Source organism: Clostridioides sp. ES-S-0010-02, from assembly GCA_020641055.1.
In the GTDB taxonomy this organism is placed as follows: Bacteria; Bacillota; Clostridia; order Peptostreptococcales; family Peptostreptococcaceae; genus Clostridioides.
The window spans coordinates 1,651,391-1,675,051 of sequence record CP067345.1; the positions used below are offsets into that span (position 1 = coordinate 1,651,391).

Genomic DNA, 23,661 nt, shown 5'->3' on the forward strand with positions numbered 1-23,661 from the left:
TCATGAATGGGTAAATGTGAGTTATTCATTCATGAAATCTTAAAAAATACCAAAATACATAAAAAAAGAATAAAATAAAATATACAATAAAATAAAAATATAATAATTGAAGTCTTTAATGAAATTAAAATTAGGTGTTCATAAAATTTATGGAGGTGCACAAAATGACTTATCCAGTTTTAAAAGGGGCAGGCTATGTACTTATTCATACTCCAGATATGATAGTGCAAAATGGAAGTACTTGTACAGTTGAAAGAGCAACAAATCCAGATTCAGAATTTTTACAAGAAGTAGGTAATCATATAAGAAGTTATGAGGATGTAGTTAACTACATGCCAAATCAAGTTTACATAGGAAACAGAAGACCAGAAGAATTAAGAGATTTGCCAATGCCATGGTGTGAACAAAAAGTTGAGGGAACTAGAAATGGTAAATTTGGTGAAATAATGCCTCAAGATGAGTTTATAGCTTTAATGCAAATAAGTGATGCATTTGACTTAGTAAAGTTATCGCAAGAATTTATTGATGAAGTAAAACCAAAAATCGAAAATAACTACCCTGAAATTGCACCATTTGTAGGAAAATTAAAGGGTGATGATATAGAAGAAGGTAAGGAATTAGTAGCAACACACATAGCAGAAGGATTATACCATGATGGAAAATTCGTTGGCTATGTAAAAAGAGCACATGACGTAGATGTTAACTTAAATGCTCATACAATGTTTGAAAATTTAGTAGTAAAAGCATCTGGAGTTTTATCTGCTATTCAAATGCTAAGACATAGTAAAATAGACCCTGCTGAAATAGATTATGTTATTGAGTGTTCAGAAGAAGCTTGTGGAGATATAAACCAAAGAGGTGGAGGAAACTTTGCTAAATCAATAGCTGAAATAGCTGGACTTCAAAACGCAACTGGTTCTGATACAAGAGGATTTTGTGCAGCACCAACACATGCATTAATTCAAGCTGCAGCTTTAGTAAAATCTGGGATACACAAAAATGTAATGGTAGTAGCAGGTGGAGCAAGTGCTAAACTTGGAATGAATGCTAAAGACCATGTTAAAAAAGGCCTTCCTGTACTTGAAGATGTTGTTGGAGGATTTGCAGTACTTGTATCTGAAAATGATGGTGTAAACCCAGTTATAAGAACTGATTTAACAGGTAAGCATACAGTGGGAACTGGTTCTTCACCTCAAGCAGTTATGACAGCACTTATAACTTCAGGTCTTGATAGAGCTAATTTAAAAATAACAGATGTTGATGTATATTCAGTTGAAATGCAAAATCCAGATATAACTAAGCCAGCAGGAGCAGGAGATGTTCCAGAAGCAAACTACAAAATGATAGGTGCACTTGCTGTTAAGCGTGGAGACTTAGAGAAGAAAGAATTAAAAGATTTTGTGACTAATAAAGGATTACCAGGATGGGCACCAACTCAAGGACATATACCATCAGGAGCTCCTTATATAGGATTTTTAATAGATGATTTAACTACAGGAGATAGAAATAGAGCTATGATAGTTGGAAAAGGTAGTTTATTCTTAGGAAGAATGACTAATTTATTTGATGGAGTATCTTTTATAGCTGAAAGAAATACAGGTGTTACTGAAGAGACTTCAGGAATATCTAAAGATGAAATTAAGAAGATAATAGCTGAATCTATGAAAAAACTAGCATTAGATATGTTAGAAGAATAGGGGTGAGGATATGTCAAAAAAAGTAATCGCAGATGTATTCTTAGAAGTAGCTAATGCAATAGAAAGCGGCGAATTTGGCAAAAAAATAAGAATTGGTGTGACTACACTTGGAAGTGAACATGGTGTAGAGAACATGGTTAATGGTGCACACTTAGCAAAATCTAACTTATTTGATATAGTACTTATTGGTCCAAAAGTGGAAACTGACCTTGAAGTAGTTGAAGTTAATGATGAAAAAGAAATGCATGGAAAAATGGAAGAATTATTAGATTCAGGATATATAGATGCTTGTGTTACTATGCATTATAATTTTCCAATAGGAGTATCTACAGTAGGTAGAGTAATAACTCCAGCAAAAGGAAAAGAAATGATACTTGCAACAACAACAGGAACAAGTGCTACTAATAGAATAGAAGCAATGGTAAGAAATGCTATTTATGGTATTGCTACAGCTAAATCAATGGGAAATAAACATCCAAAAGTTGGAATACTTAATGTTGATGGAGCTAGACAAGTTGAAAAATGTTTAAAAGAGTTAAAAGATAATGGATATGATATAGAATTTGCAGATTCAATTAGAGCAGATGGTGGATGTGTTATGAGAGGTAATGATTTACTTGTAGGTGCACCTGATGTTATGGTTACTGATACATTATCTGGAAATATATTTATGAAAGTATTTTCTTCATATACTACAGGTGGAGACTATGAAGCTCAAGGCTTTGGGTATGGTCCTGGAGTAGGAGAAGACTATGATAGAAGAGTACTCATAGTATCAAGAGCATCAGGTTCTCCAGTAGTAGCTAATGCATTAAAATATGCTTATGATGTTGTAAAAGGAGAAATAAATAATATTGCAAGAAGTGAATTTACAAAAGTTAAAAGTGCAAAATTTGATGATATTATAGTTTCTCTTACTAAAAAAGAAGTTAAAGCTGAAAAAGTAGAAGTTAAAATGCCAGATAAAGAGGTTGTTACTCGTCAAATAGCTGGTGTTGATATAATGGACTTAGAAGATGCAGTATCTGAATTATGGAAAAATGGAATCTATGCTGAAAGTGGTATGGGTTGTACAGGGCCAATAGTTCTTGTAAATGATGCTAAAGGTGATTTAGCTGTTGAAACTTTAATCAAGGCTGGATACACTGCAAAATAAATATAAATTATACATGTAAATGAATAACATATAGTTATAGCCTTCTACGCTATAACTATATGTTATTTTTGTTACTCAACTTATATTATTTTTATTACCAAAGTAAGTATATAAAGATAATTAAATATTTATAACTGATAAAACAGAAATAGCATGGGCTTTTATCATAGTAATATTTTTTTACTTATTTGTTGTTACTTATACTAAGTAAAAAATTAGTGGAAATGTATAAATAATATTAATAACATATGAAAAAATTTTAGAAATAAAGCATCTATAAGATAAAAAATAACATTATTAGTGGTATAATATAACTAAAGCAAAAATTATTTTTTGGAGGCAAAATCATGAGTAAAGTAGAAAAAGTAGTAGAATTGTTAGAAGCTAAAGGACTTGATGCATTATACTTAACAAAAAAAACAAATGTAAATTACATAAGTGGCTTTCCTGATGAAGAAGCATATGCAGTTATTTGTAAAGATGGAAATTTTTTAGTTACTGATAGTAGATATATGGAGCTTGCTGAAAATGTTTGCAAAGGTTTTGAAGTTATAAACTGGCATAATTTTGATAGAAGTGTGGCAAAAGCTGTAAAAAGTGTGTGTGATAAAGTATGTATAAAAAAGCTTGGATTTGAAAGCACAAATATAATATTTGATAAATATGAAGAACTTAAAAATTTAGTTGAACAAGATGGAGGGGAATTGATACCTACAGAAAATATTGTAGAGACTCTTAGATATGTAAAGGATGAAGAAGAAATTAAAAATACAAGAAAAGCTTGTGAAATAGCTGATAAAGCATTAGAAGAGTTAGTTCCACATATAAAAGCTGGAGTTACTGAAATAGAATTAGCTACAAAACTAGAATATTTTATGAAAATGAATGGAGCTCAAAATATAGGATTTGAAACTATATTGATATCAGGAGCAAAAACTTCATTGCTTCATGGTAAACCAAGTGACAAGGTTATAGAAAATGGTGACTTTGTACTTGTAGATTATGGAGCTATGTACAATGGATATATTTCTGATACAACTAGAACTTTTATAGTTGGAGAAGCATCTGAAAAACAATTAGAGATTTATAATTTAGTTAAAGAAGCACAAGATGTTGGCGTTGAAAACATGAAGGCTGGTGTACATGCTACAATTCCAGATGCAGAAATAAGAAAAGTTGTTAAGAAATATGAAGATTACTATTATCAAGGGATAGGACATGGGGTTGGAAGAGATGTTCATGAAGAACCTTTTATTGGTAATTATGGTGATAAAACAATAGAAGAAGGATGTATAATAACAATGGAACCAGGTATTTATTTCCCAGGATGGGGAGGAGTTAGAATAGAAGATACTGTTTTAATTACAAAAAATGGACCTGAAAGATTAACTAAATTCCCTAAAGATTTGATGATTTTAGACAAATAATTTAATTTTTATATAATTTTTTACACAAAATAATATTGTAATCTCACCATTAAGCTCTCTCTACATATCTTAGTAAAGAGGGCTTAATTTTATTATGTGAGGTGATAATATCCATGAATAAAAAACATAAGTTTATGAAAAACATAAAAAAAGCCTGGTACAAAATTAAATTGATAGATAGATGTCTTATAATTGTTATGGCAATACTCATGTTTGAATCTATATACACATTGTTTGTCAATGAAGTTAACTCACAAGATACTACTACTATTGATGTAGTGATAAGAACTACTTCAGCAGCAATATTTGGATACTTTTTAAGTGCTAATTTTATAAGTAGAACTTCAAGAAAAGTTACAAATACTGATGCATATTCAAATATTTTTATAGATGATAATTCTTCTAATAACGGTCAAGTACCAAGTCAAAATAATATAATGAATGTGAAAAATACTATTGGATTTGAGTTAGAAAGTGACAATTATCAAAATAATGATAAAAAAGTGACTGTTAATAATGATGAAGAGATTGAAAAAGGAGAAACTAGTGAATTGCAAATTGTTATAGCTACTGTGATTTGTATAGTAGCATTAATAGTACTTTTTATTGTAAGAAATTTTACAACACCAGCAACAGCATCTCTAGGAACTATTTCACAGATGAGAGATTTTGTCTCTGGATGCGTGGGTTTCTTGCTAGGTTGTCCAAGTAAACCCAATTAAAAATATGAGTATTAAAATAGGTAAAATTAATATTAAAGGTATCAGTATAATAATATTTAAGTTATGAATGTATATCATTGTAATTCTTTTGAGATAATATATTTTATTGTTATACTGATACTCAAAAATATTTATAATATTTATCAAAATATATATAATGCTGTATTTACATAATATGTAGAAATATTAATTTATATGAATAGAAGCCATATATTCAATAAAAAGTTTCATACTATGAGATATATATTGATGTTTTCTCCAAAGAACACCAATATTGGCAGTAATTGCACGTTCTAAAGGAATTGAACAGAGATTTTCGGTATTCTGGAATATTTCTTTATATAGTATCGTTGAAGCTAAATCATTTTCTAATAAATAACGAATAGTAGAAAGTTGATTTGAGTGTAAAATTATATTTGGTTTAACCTTCTCAAGTCTTTTTGTAATAATTTTGTAGTGATAAGAACCTTCAGATAGTATGACAAAAGGAATATTTTTCAACATATAGTTTGAAATAATGGACTGTTTTGCTAATTCATTTTTTGGATTTGTAACTAAATATAATTCTGTTTTATATATTGTTTTTGAATCTATATCATCATAAATATCACTATCAATTATACCAATGCAAAAATCAAGTGTAGATTCTTCAATCATTTTGGCACCCACAAAGGTTGGGACTTCAAAAATTTTAAGCTCAATATCTGGATAAATTACATTAAATCTAGGTAGTATTTTTGAAAGTAAAAAAGTACCTAAAACTGTAGGAATTCCTATTTTTAGAGATGCTTTTCTTTTTTTTCCTAAATCTAGTGCATCACTTTGAAAATCCTCAAATTGTCTCGTGAAATTTATTGCCTTATCTAAGAAAATCTTACCTTCAGGAGTTAAATCTATTTTATTACCTATTCTAAAAAAAAGTTCAAAACCGAGTTCCTTTTCCAATTCTTTAATAGCTAAGGTTATAGATGGTTGAGAAATATGAATACTTTCTGCTGCTTTAGTCATGTTTTTATATTTACAAACAGTTTGGAAATAATATAGATAATTTATGTTCATTGGTTAATAGTTCCTTTCATTTATGTAATTAGTGACAAGTATATAATTAACAACAATATAAGTTTTGTATATTATTGTAGAAAAATAGAATAGTTTTAAACTATCATATCATAAGTTTTTGATATTTTCAATCTATTAAGAATAGTGCTATTATTAAATTAACAAAAGATAATAGCTGACATAATTTAGGTAACAACTATTTAAAACCTAGTTATATCAATGAATATTAAAAATTTAACTATCTAAAAATAATTAGTATTTATGTAATTTAACTGTTAACTAAATTGTAACATAAAAAACTAATGTTAGAGGGATGAAATTTTTTTAATTAGAAATGTTAATTTAATAACAAGATATAATTTTGCAAAGTTTGCAAAGAGGGGAGAGATATATTTTTTAATAAATATCGTTAATTTAATAACAAAATATGAAAGGGAGTGGTTTGGTGAAATTTGAGTTAATGGATTTTTTAATGAACCCTTTTGTCCTTATGTTCGCTGCTGTAATTACAGGAATATTATTTGGAAAAATTAAATTTGGGAAGTTTAATTTTGGAGTGTCAGGAGCGTTATTTACAGGATTATTTATTGGATGGCTTGTGTATAGCTTAGGAAATTCAGTAATAGCAAAAGGAGAGACAGCAGCAGGGTATAAGGCAGCAACTATCATGATGGGCAATGGAATTATTTCTTCTGATTTCTTTGATTTTTTTCTAATTATATTTGTTGCAGCAGTTGGTTTATTGGCTGCTAAGGATATGAAAGCTGTACTTAAGAAGTATGGAGCTAGATTTGTAGTTTTAGGAGTGCTTATAACTTTTATAGGAGGCTCTATGACTTATGCAATGACTTTGCTATCAAGTAATAAAGGAAGTAGTGCATATGAGGTTTCTGGTGTTTATACAGGAGCACTAACAAGTTCTCCTGGTCTAGCTGCTGCTCTAGAAACAGCTGGTAAACATGCAGAAGATGTATCAAAAGAGTTTGAGAAAGCATCAATAAAAGATAAAAAAGAAATATTAAAAGTAGTTGATCCAGAGGGAAAATTGGATGTAGCTACAACTACATCACTAACTCAAGAGCAAATAGATAAGTATATCGCATATGCTGAAGCAGGTGTTGGTATAGGGCATGCAGTTGCCTATCCTTTTGGAGTATTAATAGTGATTTTAGGAGTAAATTTCCTTCCTAAAATATTTAGAATGGACCTTAGAGAAGAAAGAAGAAAATATGAAAAAGAAATGAAAGAAGCTAGAGATAGTGTTGGTGGTAAAACGATACCAGAAGTTCCATTTAATATAATAACATTTTTCTTAACATGTCTTGCCGGATATTTAGTTGGAGGAATACACGTGTTCATGGGACCATTAGGATACTTTACATTAGGGGCAACTGGTGGTTCTTTAATTGTATCTCTAATACTTGGATATATAGGCAAGATAGGTATAGTAAATTTCAGAATGGAAGAAAAAGTATTAAATATTCTAAAACAAATAGGGCTAGTATTTTTCTTAGCAATAGTTGGATTAAGATATGGTGGTAAAGTTGTTGATTCAATTATGACATCTGGGATGCATCTAGCTTTAGTAGCTATAGTAGTAGGAATTACAGCTATGATGATTGGATTTTTAGTTGGTAAGTATGTATTCAAACTAAATTGGATTTTATTATCTGGAGCTGTCTGTGGTGGTATGACATCAACACCAGGTCTTGGAGCTGCTGTTGATGCTCTTGATAGTGATGACCCAGCAGCAGGGTATGGTGCTACCTATCCATTTGCACTGTTAACTAAAGTTATATTGGTTATAGTTTTACACAAACTTCCAATGTAAATAAGATTTTATATGGGGGGATATTTATGAATAATGAAGGAGTATTTGAAGAATTAAGCGAAAGATTAAGAAATAAAAAGTTATGTGATTTAATTATGAATGCAGATGAAGCTGCTAAACTTATAAATAATGGGATGGTTGTTGGACTTAGTGGATTCACACCTTCAGGTTACCCAAAAGCAGTACCATTAGCGGTTTCAGAAAGGGTAAAAAGTGGAGAGAAGATAAAATTGACTGTATATTCAGGAGCATCTTTAGGACCAGAAGTAGATGGAGCATGGGCAGAAGCAGGAATAATTGAAAGAAGACTTCCTTATCAAACTAATTCAATACTTAGAAACAGTATTAATAAAGGTGATGTCAATTATATAGATATGCATCTAAGTCATTCTACTCAATTTTTAAACTATAAAACTATACCTAAAGTGGATGTAGCGATAATAGAAGCACTTGCCATAACTGAAAATGGAGATATTGTACCAACTAGTGGGATAGGAAATTCACCATCTTTTGTAAAAAGTGCAGACAAAGTAATTGTTGAAATAAATCTGGCAAAACCAATGGAGATGGAAGGTATGGCAGATATATATATTACAGAAAATCCGCCAAACAGGAAACCAATAGAAATAAATCATCCTAAAGATAGAATCGGAACGACATATATACCTTGTGGTTTAGATAAGATTGCAGGAATAGTAATCACTAATATGCAAGATAAAACACGTCCATTGGGTGTTGTAGATGAAGCTTCAAAAAAAATATCAAATAATATTATTGCATTTCTTAGAGAAGAAGTAAAATCAGGTAGATTGTCAAAAAATTTACTTCCTCTTCAATCTGGTGTAGGAAGTGTAGCAAATGCAGTTTTATATGGACTATGTGAATCTGAATTTGAGAATTTAACTTGTTATACAGAGGTTGTGCAGGACTCTATGTTGGACTTAATAAGAATAGGTAAAGTTACAATGGCATCAACTACATCTGTAAGCCCATCACCAGAAGGATTAATAAAATTTGAAAATGATATAGATTTCTTTAAAGATAAGATTATATTGAGACCTCAAGAGATTAGTAACAACCCAGAAATAGCTAGAAGAATTGGTGTAATTGCAATGAATACTGCAATTGAGGTTGATATTTATGGAAATGTAAACTCAACTCATATCATGGGTTCAAAGATGATGAATGGAATCGGTGGTTCTGGTGATTTTGCTAGAAATGGAGCCATAACTATATTTAGTACTGAATCAATTGCAAAAAATGGTGATATATCATCAATAGTACCTATGGTATCTCATGTAGACCACACTGAACATGATGTAATGGTAATTGTAACAGAACAAGGATATGCTGATTTAAGAGGTCTTGCACCTAGAGAAAGAGCTATTAAGATAATAGAAAATTGTGTTCATCCAGATTATAAAGATCAACTTATGGATTACCTAAATAGAGCATGTCAAAATGGAGCAAAACAAACTCCTCATATATTAGACGAAGCTTTATCATGGCATAGTAAATTTATGAGTACAGGTACAATGAAGAAGTCAGAAACTTTTGAAAGTGCATTATAAAAATATTTAATAAATTGGAGGAATATTAAAAATGGAAAAAGCAGTAGAAAACTTTGAAGATTTAAGCAAAGAATATATTAATGGATACATTGAGAGGGCTAGAAAAGCTCAAAGGGAGTTTGAATGTTATACTCAAGAACAAGTGGATAAAATAGTGAAGATAGTTGGAAAGGTAGTATACTATAACGCCGAATATTTAGCTAAACTTGCAGTAGAAGAAACTGGAATGGGTGTATATGAAGATAAAGTAGCTAAAAATAAAAGTAAAGCGAAAGTTATATATAATAATTTAAAAGATAAGAAATCAGTTGGTATAATTGATATAGATAGAGAAACAGGAATAACAAAAGTAGCTAAACCAATTGGAGTTGTAGCAGCAATAACTCCTTGTACAAATCCAATAGTTACACCTATGAGTAATGCCATGTTTGCATTAAAGGGAAGAAATGCAATTATTATAACACCACATCATAAAGCAATTGGATGTAGTACTAAGACTGTTGATATGATTAATGAAGAATTAGAAAAAATAGGAGCACCAGAAAATCTAATACAAATACTTGACCAACAATCAAGAGAAAATACGAGAAATTTAATTTCATCAGCAGATGTAGTAATTGCTACTGGTGGAATGGGAATGGTAAGAGCTGCATATTCAAGTGGAAAACCAGCTCTTGGTGTAGGAGCAGGAAATGTCCAATGTATTATAGACAGAGATGTAGATATTAAAGAAGCAGTACCTAAAATCATAGCTGGAAGAATATTTGATAATGGTATAATTTGCTCAGGTGAGCAATCAGTGATAGTGGCAGAAGAAATGTTTGATAAAATAATGGATGAATTTGAAAGTAACAAAGGATTTATAGTTAGAGATAATGCACAAAAAGAAGCTTTTAGAAATGCCATGTTTGTGAATAAATCTATGAATAAAGATGCAGTAGGACAATCAGTTCATTCAATCGCAAACATTGCAGGAGTTGAAATACCAAAAGATACAAAAATAATAGTAATAGAAGCAGATGGACCAGGTGAAGAAGACATACTTGCAAAAGAAAAAATGTGTCCAGTTATATCTGCATATAAGTATAAAGACTTTGAAGAAGGAGTAGCTATTGCAAAAGCAAATCTAAATGTAGAAGGAAAAGGACATAGTGTATCTATACATTCAAATACAATTAAGAACATAGAATATGCAGGAGAAAATATAGAAGTATCAAGATTTGTAATTAATCAATGTTGTGCTACAAGTGCTGGAGGAAGCTTCTTTAATGGTCTTGCACCTACAAATACCTTAGGTTGTGGTTCTTGGGGAAATAATAGTATTTCTGAAAATCTTGATTACAAACATTTAATTAATATTTCTAGAATTGCTTATTACATGCCAGAAAATGAAGTACCTACAGATGAAGAACTTTGGGGATAAAATTCAAATATAAAAAAGTATTCATTCTAAATTAAAATAGAAATATATTTTAATTTAGAATGAATCTAAACTAAAAATGAATTTAATTTAAAATATTGAAGTGAATTTAGAAGATTGAAAGACGAACAAAAGAAGGAAGTATTATAAATTAACATAAATAAAAATTATTATAAAAGAGAAGGAGTGGTTTTATTATGGCATTAATGACAGGAGCTCAATATATTGAAAGTTTGAGAAAATTAAATACTAAAGTTTATATGTTTGGTGAAGAGGTTAAAAATTGGGTTGACCATCCAATGATTAGACCATCTATAAATTGTGTAGCAGCTACTTATGATTTGGCACATGACCCAGAATATGCAGATTTAATGACAGTTACTTCAAATATTACAGGAGAAAAAATAAATAGATTTGGTCATCTTCATCAAAGTACTGATGATTTGATAAAAAAAGTTAAAATGCAAAGACTATGTGGCCAAAAAACAGCTTCTTGTTTCCAAAGATGTGTAGGTATGGATGCTTTTAATGCGGTATATTCAACAACATTTGAGTGCGACAAAGCGCATGGAACTAATTATCATGATAATTTTGTAAAATACTTAACTTATATACAAGAAAACGATTTAGTAGTTGATGGAGCTATGACTGACCCTAAGGGAGATAGAGCATTATCACCTAGTGCTCAACCTGACCCAGATATGTTCCTTCACATAGTTGAAAGAAGAGAAGATGGAATAGTGGTAAGAGGAGCAAAAGCACATCAAACTGGTTCAATAAATTCACATGAACATCTTATAATGCCTACTATAAGCATGACTGAAGCAGATAAAGACTATGCTGTATCATTTGCAGTTCCTTCAGATGCTGAAGGTGTGTTTATGATTTATGGAAGACAATCTTGTGATACTAGAAAATTAGAAGAGGGAGCAGATGTTGACTTAGGAAATAAAGAGTTTGGAGGTCAAGAAGCTCTAGTAGTATTTGATAATGTATTTGTTCCAAATGATAGAATCTTCTTATGCGGAGAGTGGGATTTCTCTGGTATGTTGGTAGAAAGATTTGCTGGATATCATAGACAAAGTTATGGTGGATGTAAAGTTGGAGTAGGTGATGTAATAATAGGAGCAGCAGCTTTAGCAGCTGATTACAATGGAGCAAACAAAGCTTCTCATATAAAAGATAAATTAATAGAAATGACTCACCTTAATGAAAGCTTATATTGTTGTGGTATAGCATGTTCATCAGAAGGACATAAGACAGAGGCTGGAAACTATCAAATAGATTTACTTCTTGCAAATGTATGTAAACAAAATGTAACTAGATTCCCTTATGAAATAGTGAGACTTGCAGAAGATATAGCTGGTGGGCTTATGGTTACTATGCCTTCAGAAAAAGACTTCAAGTCAGATTTAAAAGTTGGAACAAGTGGAATGACAATAGGTGAAGTATGTAATAAATATTTTAAAGCTTCTTCAGTAGCTTCAACAGAAGAAAGAATGAGAATATTAAGATTCTTAGAAAATATATGTCTTGGCTCATCTGCTGTTGGTTATAGAACTGAGTCAATGCATGGAGCAGGTTCACCACAGGCACAAAGAATAATGATTTCAAGACAAGGAAATATAAATCAGAAGAAAGAATTAGCTAAGACAATTGCAGGAATAAAAAAAGAAAAAGCTCTAAATTTATAAAAAGTTAATATATAAAAAAGTTGATATATAAATGGGAAAATATATTGACTTATACTAATTAATGAAAAAATATATCGTATAAGAATGATTATAAAGTAGTAGTTTGAGTTATAAAAAGAGATTTTAGAAGGAGAATTTACACATGACCTGTGGAGTTAGATTTTGTGGGGGCTGTAACCCTAGATACGAAAGAGGGAAGGCTCTAGCAATAATCAAAGAGCACTTCAATGGTAGAGTAGATTTTAGCGTAGCAGAAGAAGATGTAGAATATGATTTATTACTTATAATTGGAGGATGCACAACTTTATGTGCATCCTACCAACAATATAAAGTTAAGAAATCATATATTAAAATTTGGGATTTTAGTCATATAGAAAGAGCTATAAATATAATAGAATCAGCGATTTGTGAGGCTTAAATAAGAGTTAGATGGGGTGATTTCATTGAATTGGCGAGAATTGTATCAAAGTAAGTTATGTACTGCTATAGAGGCTGTAAAGCATATTAAAGATGGGGATACAGTAGTATTTGCACATTGTGTAGGTGAGCCTCCTGCACTAGTAGAGGCAATGATTGAAAATGCAAAACAGTATAAAAATGTTGAGATTAAGCATATGGTAAGTCTAGGCAGTGGTGGATATACTGGTGAGGGAATGGAAACTCACTTTAGAGTAAATCCAATGTTTGTAAGTGGAAATGTAAGAAAGGCAATTGAAAATGGAGATGGAGATTTTACTCCTGCATTCTTTCATGAAGTACCAAAATTAATTAGAGAGAAAAGATTAAAATGTGATGTTGTTTTAGCTCAGGTAACTCCACCAGATGAACATGGGTATTGTAGCCTAGGAACATCAGTTGATTATACTTATGAGGCTATTAAAACTGCTAAAACAGTAATTGTTCAAGTAAATGACCAATTTCCTAGAACTTATGGTGAAGTAGTTCATGTATCAGAGTTTGATTATATAGTTGAAAAGTCACAACCTTTATATGAACTGCAACCTGCTAAGATTGGAGAAGTAGAAGAAGCAATAGGTAAAAACTGTGCTTCTCTAATTGAAGATGGTTCTACTTTACAACTTGGAATTGGTGGAATTCCAGATGCAGTTATGTTATTTTTAACAGATAAAAAAGATTTAGGAATTCATTCAGAAATGATTTCAGATGGAACCCTAGCTCTCTATGAAAAAGGTGTTATAAATGGTAAATATAAAAATTTTGATAAAGAAAAAATGACAGTTACATTTTTAATGGGAACTAAAAAATTATATGATTTTGCTAATAATAACCCAGTAGTTGAAGTGAAACCTGTAGACTATGTAAATCATCCAGCAGTTATAATGAAACAACATAAAATGGTGTCTATAAATTCTGCTATACAAGTTGATTTGATGGGACAGGTAGTTGCAGAGGCAATGGGTCTTAGACAATTTAGTGGAGTTGGAGGTCAAGTTGACTTCATACGTGGAGTATCTATGGGAGAAGATGGAAAGGCAATTATAGCAATGCCTTCAATAACTACAAAAAAAGATGGGACAGTAATTTCAAAAATTGTCTCTATTGTGGATGAAGGTGCTCCTATAACAACATCTAGAAATGATATTGACTATGTTGTAACTGAGTATGGTATAGCAGAACTAAAAGGGAAATCTCTTAGAGAAAGGGCAAGAAATTTAATCAATATTGCTCATCCAAGTGTAAGAGAAAATCTAGCATTAGAGTTTGAAAAACGATTTAAGGAGAAATATTAATAGTAGAGGGGTGTTAAGTATGGAAGCACTTAGAGTAGTTCCAAAAATATTTTATTTTGATACATTTAAAGAATTCAATGAAGAATTTAAAATAGGAAAAAATGATTTAGTAATTACAAATGAATTTATATATGAACCATATATGAAACCTCTTGGAATAGATACCAATTTAATTTTCCAAGAAAAATTTGGAACAGGTGAACCATCTGATGAAATGATAGATTCTATGACAAAAGAAATGAAGAAATACAATTTCAATAGAATTATCGCTTTTGGAGGAGGTACAATAGTTGATATATGCAAGATATTAGCACTTGATGTTCCAGAGAAGTCTATTGACTTATTTGAAGGAGAAGTAGCACCTAAAAAAGTAAAAGAATTGGTGGTAGTTCCTACAACATGTGGTACAGGAAGTGAAGTAACAAATGTAGCCATTGCAGAGTTAAAATCTAAGCATACTAAAAAGGGTCTTGCAGTAGAAGAAACTTATGCAGATTATGCAGTATTAATTCCAGAGTCAGTAAAAGGATTGCCTTATAAATTTTTTGTAACAAGTTCAGTGGACGCTCTTATACATGCTATTGAGTCTTATCTATCTCCAAAAGCAAGTCCATTTACAGAAATATATTCTTTACAGGCTATAAAAATGATTATGGATGGATATAAAAAGATTGTGGATAAAGGAGAAGAAGAGAGATTCAATCATCTTAAGGACTTTGTACTTGCATCAAACTATGCAGGAATTGCTTTTGGAAATGCTGGTTGTGCAGCAGTGCATGCTTTATCTTATTCGATAGGTGCAGCTTTCCATGTTGCACATGGGGAAGCAAATTATCAGTTCTTTACTGAAGTATTTAAGATGTACTCTAGAAAAAATCCTAATGGAAAGATTACGCAATGTACAAAAATTTTAGCAGATGCTCTTGAATGTGACTCTAATTGTGACGTTTATGGAGAATTAGAGAAATTCTTAAACAAATTAATAACTAAGAAAGCTCTAAGAGAGTATGGAATGGTAGAAAGTCAGATAGATGAATTTACTGATAGTACGATAGCCAATCAACAGAGATTACTTGCCAATAATTATGTAGAACTTAGTAGAGAAGAAATAAGAGAGATATTTGCAAATCTTTATTAATATAATTTTTTATTTGGATTAAGTATAGATGAGATAAATAATGATAATTATATAAATATAAAAAATGAGAGGGCTTAAATTTACTTAAAATTAAGTTCTCTTATTTTTGTATAGCATTAAATGTAAGTACATTTTTAGTTAGAAAATGTACTTACATTTAAGTCTATTACTTCATTTGAAATAATTTGTAGAATTTCAAATTCCTTGACAGTAATAAGTAAGTAATTGTATAATCAAACTGAAATATAATAATAATATTAGTAAAAATGAAAGGATATAAATCATGTATAAACCAGAGAATTTTTCTAAAAAATCTGTATTAATAAATTCGTTTTTAAGTAAGTTTTTGAAGATCGTTGGATGGGGTCTAGTAGGCTTATTTACACTATCAGCCTTAGTATTGTCAACTATTTCAATTATAATTGGATGGGCAGTTATACTTCCTATTCAAGTATGTGCTTTATTCTTAATAATAGGTGGAGTTTGTATTTTTAAAGGTAAAAGATTAGGAGACCAAATTTCTCGTTATAAAAAATACTGTACAATCATAAGTAATAAAAATATTATTCCAGTAGAACTTATTGCAGAAAGTACATCTAAATCACTAAAATTTATAATAAAAGATGTGCAAAAGATGATAGATAAAAATTACTTTATAAATACTTATATTGATAAAAGAAATAATCAAATTGTATTGACAAATGAAGATGGAGTTCCACCAACATATGAAGATATAGTATATGAAGTTGAAGAAGATGAAGTTGAGAATAGCAATGAAGCTGATATGATTATTAAAAAGGGAATGGACTATTTGAGACAAATAAAAGAGGCTAATGAAAATATTAAATCAGAATCAATGTGCAAGAAAATTATACAAGTAGAAGATGTTACAAGTAAAATATTTGATGTTGTAAAACATGACCCATCAAAACTTATTCAGATACAAAAATTTATGGATTATTATATTCCAACTACTTTAAAGCTTTTAAATTCATATCATACATTGGAAGAACAAGGAATAGACAGAGAAAATATAACAACAACTATGGAAAGCATTGAAAGTACAATGAGTACAATTGTAGTGGCTTTTGAAAACCAACTGGATTCTCTATTTGAGGATGAAGCTATTGACATATCTACAGATATTACTGTTTTAGAAAATATGTTAGTTCAAGAGGGATTAACAGGTGGAAAGTTTTAACTGTAATATAAAAAATATTCTGTTATTTTTGAACAGTTAAGTAGTTATGAAGGATAAAAATATGTAAGATATAAGTATATAATTAGTACTTTATGAAGGAAGAGGAGAGAACTATAGAATGAATAATTTAGATGATATACCAGTTATGCCAACACTAACACTTGACCCATTTGGTGAAGAAACAAAAACAAATGATATAAATAATTCTGACCTATTAATGAAAAAGAATGAAAAAGACCCAGAAGAAGAAAAACTATCAGAAGCTGAGCGTAAAATGGTAAAAGAGTTTGCAGAAAAAATAGATATTACAAATACAAATATGATTTTGCAATATGGAGCTGGGGCTCAAAAAAAGGTAGCAGGATTTTCGGAAACCGCTTTAAAGAGTGTTAAAACTAGAGATTTAGGCGAAGTTGGTGATATGCTTACAAATCTAGTTACTGATTTAAAATCATTCTCAGCTGACGAAAAAGAACAAGGTGGTTTTTTAGGAATTTTTAAAAAGGCAAATAATAAAATTTCAAATTTAAAAACTAAGTATGATAGCGCAGAAGTAAATGTAGACAAAGTAAGTAAAGAACTTCAAAAGCATCAAGTTAAAATATTGAAAGATATAGCAATGCTTGATAAAATGTATGAATTAAACTTAGCTTATTCAAAAGAGCTTACAATGTATATTATAGCAGGGAAACAAAAGCTAAAAGATATGAAAGAACTTGAGATGCCAAAATTAAGAGAAAGAGCAAGTTTGTCTGGTTCAACAGAAGATGCTCAATCTGTAAACGATATGGTTTCACTTTGTGACAGATTTGAAAAGAAGATTCATGACTTAGAATTAACTAGAATGGTATCACTTCAAATGGCTCCACAGATAAGATTGGTTCAAAATAGCAATAATCTAATGGCAGAAAAAATTCAATCTACTATAGTAAATACTATTCCATTGTGGAAAAATCAAATAGTACTTGCTCTTGGAATATCTCATTTGAATCAAGCTATGAAAGCACAGCGTGAAGTTAGTAATATGACAAATGAACTTCTACTAAAGAATGCAGAGACATTGAAAATGGGAACAATAGAAACAGCCAAAGAATCAGAAAGAGGAATTGTAGATATAGATACAATTAAGAAAACTAATCAATCTTTAATATCAACTATTGATGAAGTAGTTAAGATACAGAATGATGGTAGAATAAAGAGACAGGAAGCAGAAGTTGAATTATCAAAAATAGAAAATGAACTTAAAAGTAAGCTTCTTGAATTTACAGTTAAATAATAACTCATAAATAATAGCTTATATTAAAATAAAAAGTGTAGTTGATTTTACAATTAACTACACTTTTATTTATATTATAAGTTTCTGTTATCTTTTAGCATAACATCATGAGCTCCACCTTCAACGATACTAGTAGAAGATACAAGTGTTAGCTTAGCATTTTTTTGAAGTTCAGGAATACTAAGAGCACCACAGTTGCACATAGTAGAACGAACCTTACTTAGAGAAAGTGTCACATTGTCTTTTAAAGAACCAGCATAAGGAACATAAGAGTCAACACCTTCTTCAAAAGAAAGTTTCTTATCTCCACCAAGGTCATATCTTTGCCAGTTTCTAGCACGTGCAGAACCTTCTCCCCAATACTCTTTCATGTAACTACCATTTATATTAACCTTATTAGTTGGACTCTCATCAAAACGAGAGAAATATCTACCAAGCATTATAAAATCAGCACCCATAGCTAAGGCTAAAGTTATATGATGGTCATAAACAATACCACCATCAGAACAAATTGGAATGTAAATACCTGTTTTTTCAAAGTATTCATCTCTAGCTTGAGCAACTTCAATTATAGAAGTAGCTTGTCCACGTCCTATACCTTTTTGTTCACGAGTGATACATATAGAACCACCACCAATACCAACTTTAACGAAGTCAGCACCAGCTTCAGCAAGGTAAAGGAATCCTTCACGGTCAACTACATTCCCAGCTCCAACCTTAACTGTATCACCGTATTTTTCACGAATAAAATCAAGAGTTATTTTTTGCCACTCAGAAAAACCTTCTGAAGAGTCTATACATAAAACATCAGCACCAGCTTCAACTAAAGCAGGAACACGCTCAGCAAAGTCTCTAGTATTGATACCAGCTCCAACTACATATCTTTTAGAAGAATCTAAAAGTTCAAGTGGATTTTCTTTATGAGAAGAGTAATCTTTACGGAATACCATATATACAAGATTACCATTGTCATCAAGTACAGGAAGAGAATTAAGCTTATGGTCCCATATAATATTGTTTGCTTCTTTTAAAGTAACATCTTTGTTAGCATAAACTATGGACGACATAGGAGTCATAAACTCACTAACTTTAGTGTCTAAGTCCATACGACTTATACGATAATCACGACTTGCAACAATACCTAATAATTTACCAGTTGAAGTACCATCTTCAGTAACTGCAACCGTAGAATGACCAGTTCTCTCTTTTAGTTCAAGTATGTCTTTTAATGTATTGTCAGGTTTAATATTTGAATCACTCACAACAAATCCAGCTTTATGAGATTTAACACGTGCTACCATAGCAGCTTCACTTTCAATAGATTGAGAACCATATATAAATGAGATGCCACCTTCTTTAGCAAGTGCAATAGCCATCTTGTCATCAGAAACAGATTGCATAATAGCAGAAGTTAAAGGTATATTCATATGAATATCTGCTTCCTCGCCCTTTTTAAATTTAGTAACAGGTGTTTTTAAACTTACATTAGCAGGTATACAGTCAGTAGAAGAGAAACCTGGTACAAGTAGGTATTCACTGAAAGTATGTGATGGTGTATCAAAATAAAACGCCATTTTTTAATCACTCCTTATATTTTTATACTTTATTATAATTGATAGTATTAATTATAACTTATTCTTTAATTTTATTAAAGTATTTTGTCAGATATTGAGATTTTTGAAAAATTTAAACTATTTTAACTGAATCTGTTTAATATATGTTGCTTTATACAATCAAACTGTATATTAAATAATGTTTTATTTAAGGTGGTAGCTAATTTGAAGTTAATTCTTATTATATAATATCTTACATTATGTCTATATACTCCTGTTGTTAATATTAAGTATATAGTATTTTTTATTGAAAGTATAAGTCAATTAAATCTATATTAGTATGTCCAAAAGTGTCTCTAAAAAATTTATTTCATTAAATTCTTAATTTAAAATACTACATAAATAAAATTAAACAAAAACTAAAGTGACAAATGTCATTATCTTAAGTGACATAGAAACGATTTCTTAAAGTTGTTACTATAAAATATAAACTCTATAATAAAAGTATAACAAAAGGGAATCATATCGATATAGAATATAATTCAAATGGAGGTAAAATTATGAGCAGTTCTAATCAATCGACAATAAAGACATCTATACAGCGAGTAGGAAAGTTTTTAAGTGGGATGGTAATGCCAAATATAGGAGCTTTTATAGCATGGGGTCTTATAACAGCATTATTTATACCAACAGGGTGGATGCCAAATGAAAAATTAAGTACTATAGGCGATCCGATGATAAAATATCTTTTACCACTATTGATAGCATATACTGGTGGTAAAGCTATAGCAGGGCAAAGAGGCGGAGTAATAGGTGCAGCAGCAGCGATGGGAGTAATCGTTGGAGCTGATATACCAATGTTTATTGGAGCAATGATAATGGGACCATTTGCAGGATGGGTAATCAAGAAGTTTGATAAACTTGTAGATGGTAAAATACCAACAGGATTTGAGATGTTAGTAAATAACTTTTCAATAGGTATAATAGGTATGCTTCTTGCAATATTAGGTTTTTATGCAATTGGACCAGCTATAGTAGCAGGTACAGCTCTTATAGAATCAGGAGTGCAATTTATAGTTAGCAAAAGTTTATTACCTTTAGTTTCAGTATTTATAGAGCCTGGAAAGGTACTGTTCTTAAACAATGCAATAAATCATGGTATATTAGGTCCTATAGGTATAGCTGAAGCAAAAGAAGCAGGTAAATCTATAATGTTCTTATTAGAAAGTAACCCTGGACCAGGTTTAGGTGTTCTATTAGCATATTGGATGTTTAGTAGAGGAAGTGTAAAACAATCAGCACCAGGAGCAGTAATAATACATTTCCTTGGTGGTATCCATGAAATTTACTTCCCATATATATTAATGAATCCAGTTTTAATATTAGCTACAATGGCAGGTGGAGCAGCAGGAATATTAACTTTTTCAATATTAGGAGCTGGACTTGTAGCAGCACCATCACCAGGAAGTATATTTGCACTTATGGCACTAGCACCAAAAGGAGGATTACTTCCAGTATTAGCAGGGGTTGCAGTTGCGACAGTTGTATCATTCTTAGTGGCAGCACCATTTGTTAAGAGAGCTTCAGCAAACCAAAGTGAAGAAGATGGTACTTTAGAAGAAGCTAAAGCAAAGATGAGTGATATGAAATCTGCAAGCAAAAGTTCAGAACAAAAAGTTAAAGAAAAGCAACTTGAATTAAATGAAATTAAGAAGATTGTATTTGCATGTGATGCAGGAATGGGTTCTAGTGCAATGGGAGCTTCTAGATTTAAAAATAGAATAAAAAACTTGAATTTAGATATAGAAATTACAAATTCATCTGTTGATAATCTTCCAGATGATACACAAATAGTAGTAACTCACAACACATTAGTTGAAAGAGTTGCCAAAAACAATTCAAATGTTGAGATAGTATCAATAAATAACTTTTTAAATGACCCCAATTTAGATATACTGTTTAAAAGATTAGAATCTAAATAAAAAATAAAAAGTACCACTGATTAGGAGTGGATAATTTGAAAAAAAAGAAGATTACATCTAGACAAAAAAAGATAATACTCATGATAGTAGAAAATTCTAAAAAAAATATTCCAATAACTGTTTCTGAAATTGCAGGAGAGTTAGAGTTAAGTTCAAGAACTGTACTTAGAGATATGTCAGGAATTGAAAAATGGTTTGATGAAAATGATTTTAATTTTGTAAAAAAACCAGGTGTAGGTTTGATTTTAGAAGAGAATACAGAAAATCAAAATTTTATAATTGAGTTGTTAGAAGAGGAAAAAATAGAAAAAGAATATAACAAAGAAGAAAGAAACTTAATTATATTATCAAAGCTACTAGTTTCTAATGAGCCAGTAAAATCTTACTACTTTGCAAAAATATTAAAGGTATCTGAAGGAGTACTAAATAATGATTTTGCACTAGCAAGTGAATGGTTAGAAAGATTTGATATTGAGCTTATTAGAAAACCAGGGCTTGGTGTGTATCTCAAAGGTCAGGAAAAAAACTTTAGAGAAGCATATGTAAACCTTATATATGACTCATTTAATGAAAAAGAAATATTGGATATGGTCAGAAATATAAGTGAGAATATACAAACTGATAAAGCAATAGAGATTTTAAGTGAAAATAGACTTTTAAATTTAATGGACAAGTGCATAATAAGAAAAGTTGAAAGTACATTAACAAAGAAGCTTTCAGAGTTAGATGTAAATTTAGCTGATAGTGCATATATAGGGCTTGTAGTTCATATTTCATTAGCTTTACAGAGGATAAAAAATGGTGAAAATATAACTATGGAGAAAGATTTTCTAAAGGAATTATCTTTAACCGAAGAGTTTAAATTAGCTCAGGAAATCGTAAAAGGTATGGCAGTTGATTTTAGTATGGATATACCATTAGATGAAGTTGGATATATAACTATGCACATTAGAGGTGCAAAGCAAAGGTCATCTTCAAGTCATAAAGAGTTAAACTTAGATGACATAGAAGTAATGGACATTACAAATAAAATGATAGATTTGGCAGAAGATGAATTTAAGATAAGTCTTAAAAATGATGAAAGATTATTTAAAGACCTAGCAAACCATCTGGGACCTTCCATAAACAGATTGAATATGGGACTAGAAATAAGAAATCCCCTTTTAGATGAAATAAAAACTAAGTATTCATATGCTTATAATGGAGTCGAAAAGGTTTCTAAAGTCATAAAAGATAAGCTAAATATAAATTCAATACCTGAATCTGAAATAGGATATATTGCAATGCATTTTGCATCAGCCATAGAAAAAAATCTAATGATGCATGCTAATATAAATATTGTTGTAGCATGTCCTACTGGAATAGGAACTTCAAGGTTTTTATCGACTAAAATTGAAAATAAATTTCCAAATCTAAATATACTTGAAACTATTTCAGCTATAAACATAGATGAGGAATATTTAAAAGAAAAAGAAGTCGATTTAATTGTATCTACAGTAGAATTAAATACAAACTTAGATTATATATGTGTAGGTCCATTTATGAGTTCAGATGATGAGCTGATAATCAAAGAAAAAATAAAGTCTATAGCTCAAAACAAATTAATGGATTTAAAAGTAAAAGATGATACTAAAAATAAAAATAAAGTATATGAACAGATAACAGAAAGTATGAACATAGGAAGAGATATTCTTCAGTTTTTAGATGAAATTCAATTTAAAAAATTTAAAAGTAAAAACTTAGATGAACTTATTATGGATTCATCAAAAATATTTGTAAAATCTAGTGAAGATGTAATATCTATAAAAGAATCATTAGAAGAAAGATTAAAAATATCAATTCCATATATAGAAGAATCAAGGATTTTATTATTACACTGTATGAGTGAAAGAATAGATATTATGAAGTTAGCAATAATAAGATTAGAAAATAACATAAAGCTAAATTCTAAGGAAGAAATTGAGAATGTGGTTTTTATGTTACTTCCTAAAGATTCACCAAATTATCAAAGACAAATAATGAGTGAAGTAAGTGGCTCATTAATAGATAATTTTGTTTTTACTAATAAAATAAACAAATTTTCTATACAAGAGATGACATTAGAAATAAAAGATATAGTTTTTAATTTTTATACAAATAAATTAAAAACATTAATAGATAAATAAAATTTACATTAAAAAAAG

Annotated in this window: 17 protein-coding genes; 15 read left to right on the forward strand and 2 right to left on the reverse strand. The window is 30.1% G+C overall.

Going from position 1 to position 23,661, the window contains the following annotated elements; genetic code table 11:
* Positions 1–164: 164 nt before the first annotated feature.
* From JJC01_07670 to JJC01_07685, 4 genes are all read left to right on the forward strand, one after another.
* Entirely contained in the window at positions 165–1,697 is a 1,533-nt protein-coding gene (locus JJC01_07670; protein UDN59724.1) for a ketoacyl-ACP synthase III family protein, read from the forward strand.
* Between the two features lie 10 nt (positions 1,698–1,707).
* The gene (locus tag JJC01_07675; protein ID UDN59725.1) at positions 1,708–2,853 is read left to right on the forward strand and encodes a glycine reductase; all 1,146 of its coding nucleotides are present in this window, start codon (positions 1,708–1,710) and stop codon (positions 2,851–2,853) included.
* Between the two features lie 347 nt (positions 2,854–3,200).
* Positions 3,201–4,280 (forward strand): aminopeptidase P family protein, encoded by a 1,080-nt coding sequence (locus tag JJC01_07680; GenBank protein ID UDN59726.1) that lies wholly within the window; start codon positions 3,201–3,203, stop codon positions 4,278–4,280.
* 113 nt (positions 4,281–4,393) lie between these two features.
* The gene (locus JJC01_07685; protein ID UDN59727.1) at positions 4,394–5,002 is read left to right on the forward strand and encodes a hypothetical protein; all 609 of its coding nucleotides are present in this window, start codon (positions 4,394–4,396) and stop codon (positions 5,000–5,002) included.
* Positions 5,003–5,188: 186 nt separating this feature from the next.
* Here the strand turns inward: JJC01_07685 and JJC01_07690 are convergent, their stop codons facing one another.
* Complete coding sequence (locus JJC01_07690) at positions 5,189–6,061, reverse strand: LysR family transcriptional regulator (protein ID UDN59728.1); 873 nt, start codon at positions 6,059–6,061, stop codon at positions 5,189–5,191.
* Positions 6,062–6,488: 427 nt separating this feature from the next.
* Between JJC01_07690 and JJC01_07695 the strand changes: the two genes are divergently transcribed.
* The 9 genes from JJC01_07695 to JJC01_07735 all read left to right on the forward strand — a co-directional run bounded on the left by JJC01_07695 (position 6,489) and on the right by JJC01_07735 (position 17,943).
* Positions 6,489–7,892, forward strand: a complete 1,404-nt coding sequence (locus tag JJC01_07695) for a hypothetical protein (GenBank protein ID UDN59729.1) — start codon at positions 6,489–6,491, stop codon at positions 7,890–7,892.
* Between the two features lie 26 nt (positions 7,893–7,918).
* Positions 7,919–9,463, forward strand: coding sequence for an acetyl-CoA hydrolase/transferase family protein (locus JJC01_07700; protein UDN59730.1), 1,545 nt, complete (start codon positions 7,919–7,921; stop codon positions 9,461–9,463).
* A gap of 31 nt (positions 9,464–9,494) precedes the next feature.
* Complete coding sequence (locus tag JJC01_07705; protein UDN59731.1) at positions 9,495–10,886, forward strand: aldehyde dehydrogenase family protein; 1,392 nt, start codon at positions 9,495–9,497, stop codon at positions 10,884–10,886.
* 194 nt (positions 10,887–11,080) lie between these two features.
* A complete protein-coding gene (gene abfD, locus JJC01_07710; protein ID UDN59732.1) occupies positions 11,081–12,577 on the forward strand; it encodes a 4-hydroxybutyryl-CoA dehydratase/vinylacetyl-CoA-Delta-isomerase in 1,497 nt (498 codons plus the stop codon).
* A 142-nt stretch (positions 12,578–12,719) separates the two neighbouring features.
* Positions 12,720–12,995: a hypothetical protein gene (locus tag JJC01_07715; protein ID UDN59733.1), complete on the forward strand. Its 276-nt coding sequence runs from the start codon at positions 12,720–12,722 to the stop codon at positions 12,993–12,995.
* 25 nt (positions 12,996–13,020) lie between these two features.
* Positions 13,021–14,328 carry an acetyl-CoA hydrolase/transferase family protein gene (locus JJC01_07720; protein ID UDN59734.1) on the forward strand — a complete coding sequence of 436 codons (1,308 nt, stop codon included), beginning with the start codon at positions 13,021–13,023 and terminating at the stop codon, positions 14,326–14,328.
* 19 nt (positions 14,329–14,347) lie between these two features.
* Positions 14,348–15,466 (forward strand): 4-hydroxybutyrate dehydrogenase, encoded by a 1,119-nt coding sequence (locus tag JJC01_07725; protein UDN59735.1) that lies wholly within the window; start codon positions 14,348–14,350, stop codon positions 15,464–15,466.
* A 283-nt stretch (positions 15,467–15,749) separates the two neighbouring features.
* Complete coding sequence (locus tag JJC01_07730) at positions 15,750–16,667, forward strand: 5-bromo-4-chloroindolyl phosphate hydrolysis family protein (protein UDN59736.1); 918 nt, start codon at positions 15,750–15,752, stop codon at positions 16,665–16,667.
* A gap of 118 nt (positions 16,668–16,785) precedes the next feature.
* The gene (locus JJC01_07735) at positions 16,786–17,943 is read left to right on the forward strand and encodes a toxic anion resistance protein (GenBank protein ID UDN59737.1); all 1,158 of its coding nucleotides are present in this window, start codon (positions 16,786–16,788) and stop codon (positions 17,941–17,943) included.
* Positions 17,944–18,017: 74 nt separating this feature from the next.
* Here the strand turns inward: JJC01_07735 and JJC01_07740 are convergent, their stop codons facing one another.
* The gene (locus tag JJC01_07740) at positions 18,018–19,517 is read right to left on the reverse strand and encodes an IMP dehydrogenase (protein ID UDN59738.1); all 1,500 of its coding nucleotides are present in this window, start codon (positions 19,515–19,517) and stop codon (positions 18,018–18,020) included.
* A gap of 539 nt (positions 19,518–20,056) precedes the next feature.
* Here JJC01_07740 and JJC01_07745 point away from each other — a divergent pair.
* Positions 20,057–21,478, forward strand: coding sequence for a PTS mannitol transporter subunit IICB (locus JJC01_07745; GenBank protein ID UDN59739.1), 1,422 nt, complete (start codon positions 20,057–20,059; stop codon positions 21,476–21,478).
* A gap of 35 nt (positions 21,479–21,513) precedes the next feature.
* Complete coding sequence (locus JJC01_07750; protein ID UDN59740.1) at positions 21,514–23,643, forward strand: transcription antiterminator; 2,130 nt, start codon at positions 21,514–21,516, stop codon at positions 23,641–23,643.
* Positions 23,644–23,661 lie beyond the last annotated feature (18 nt).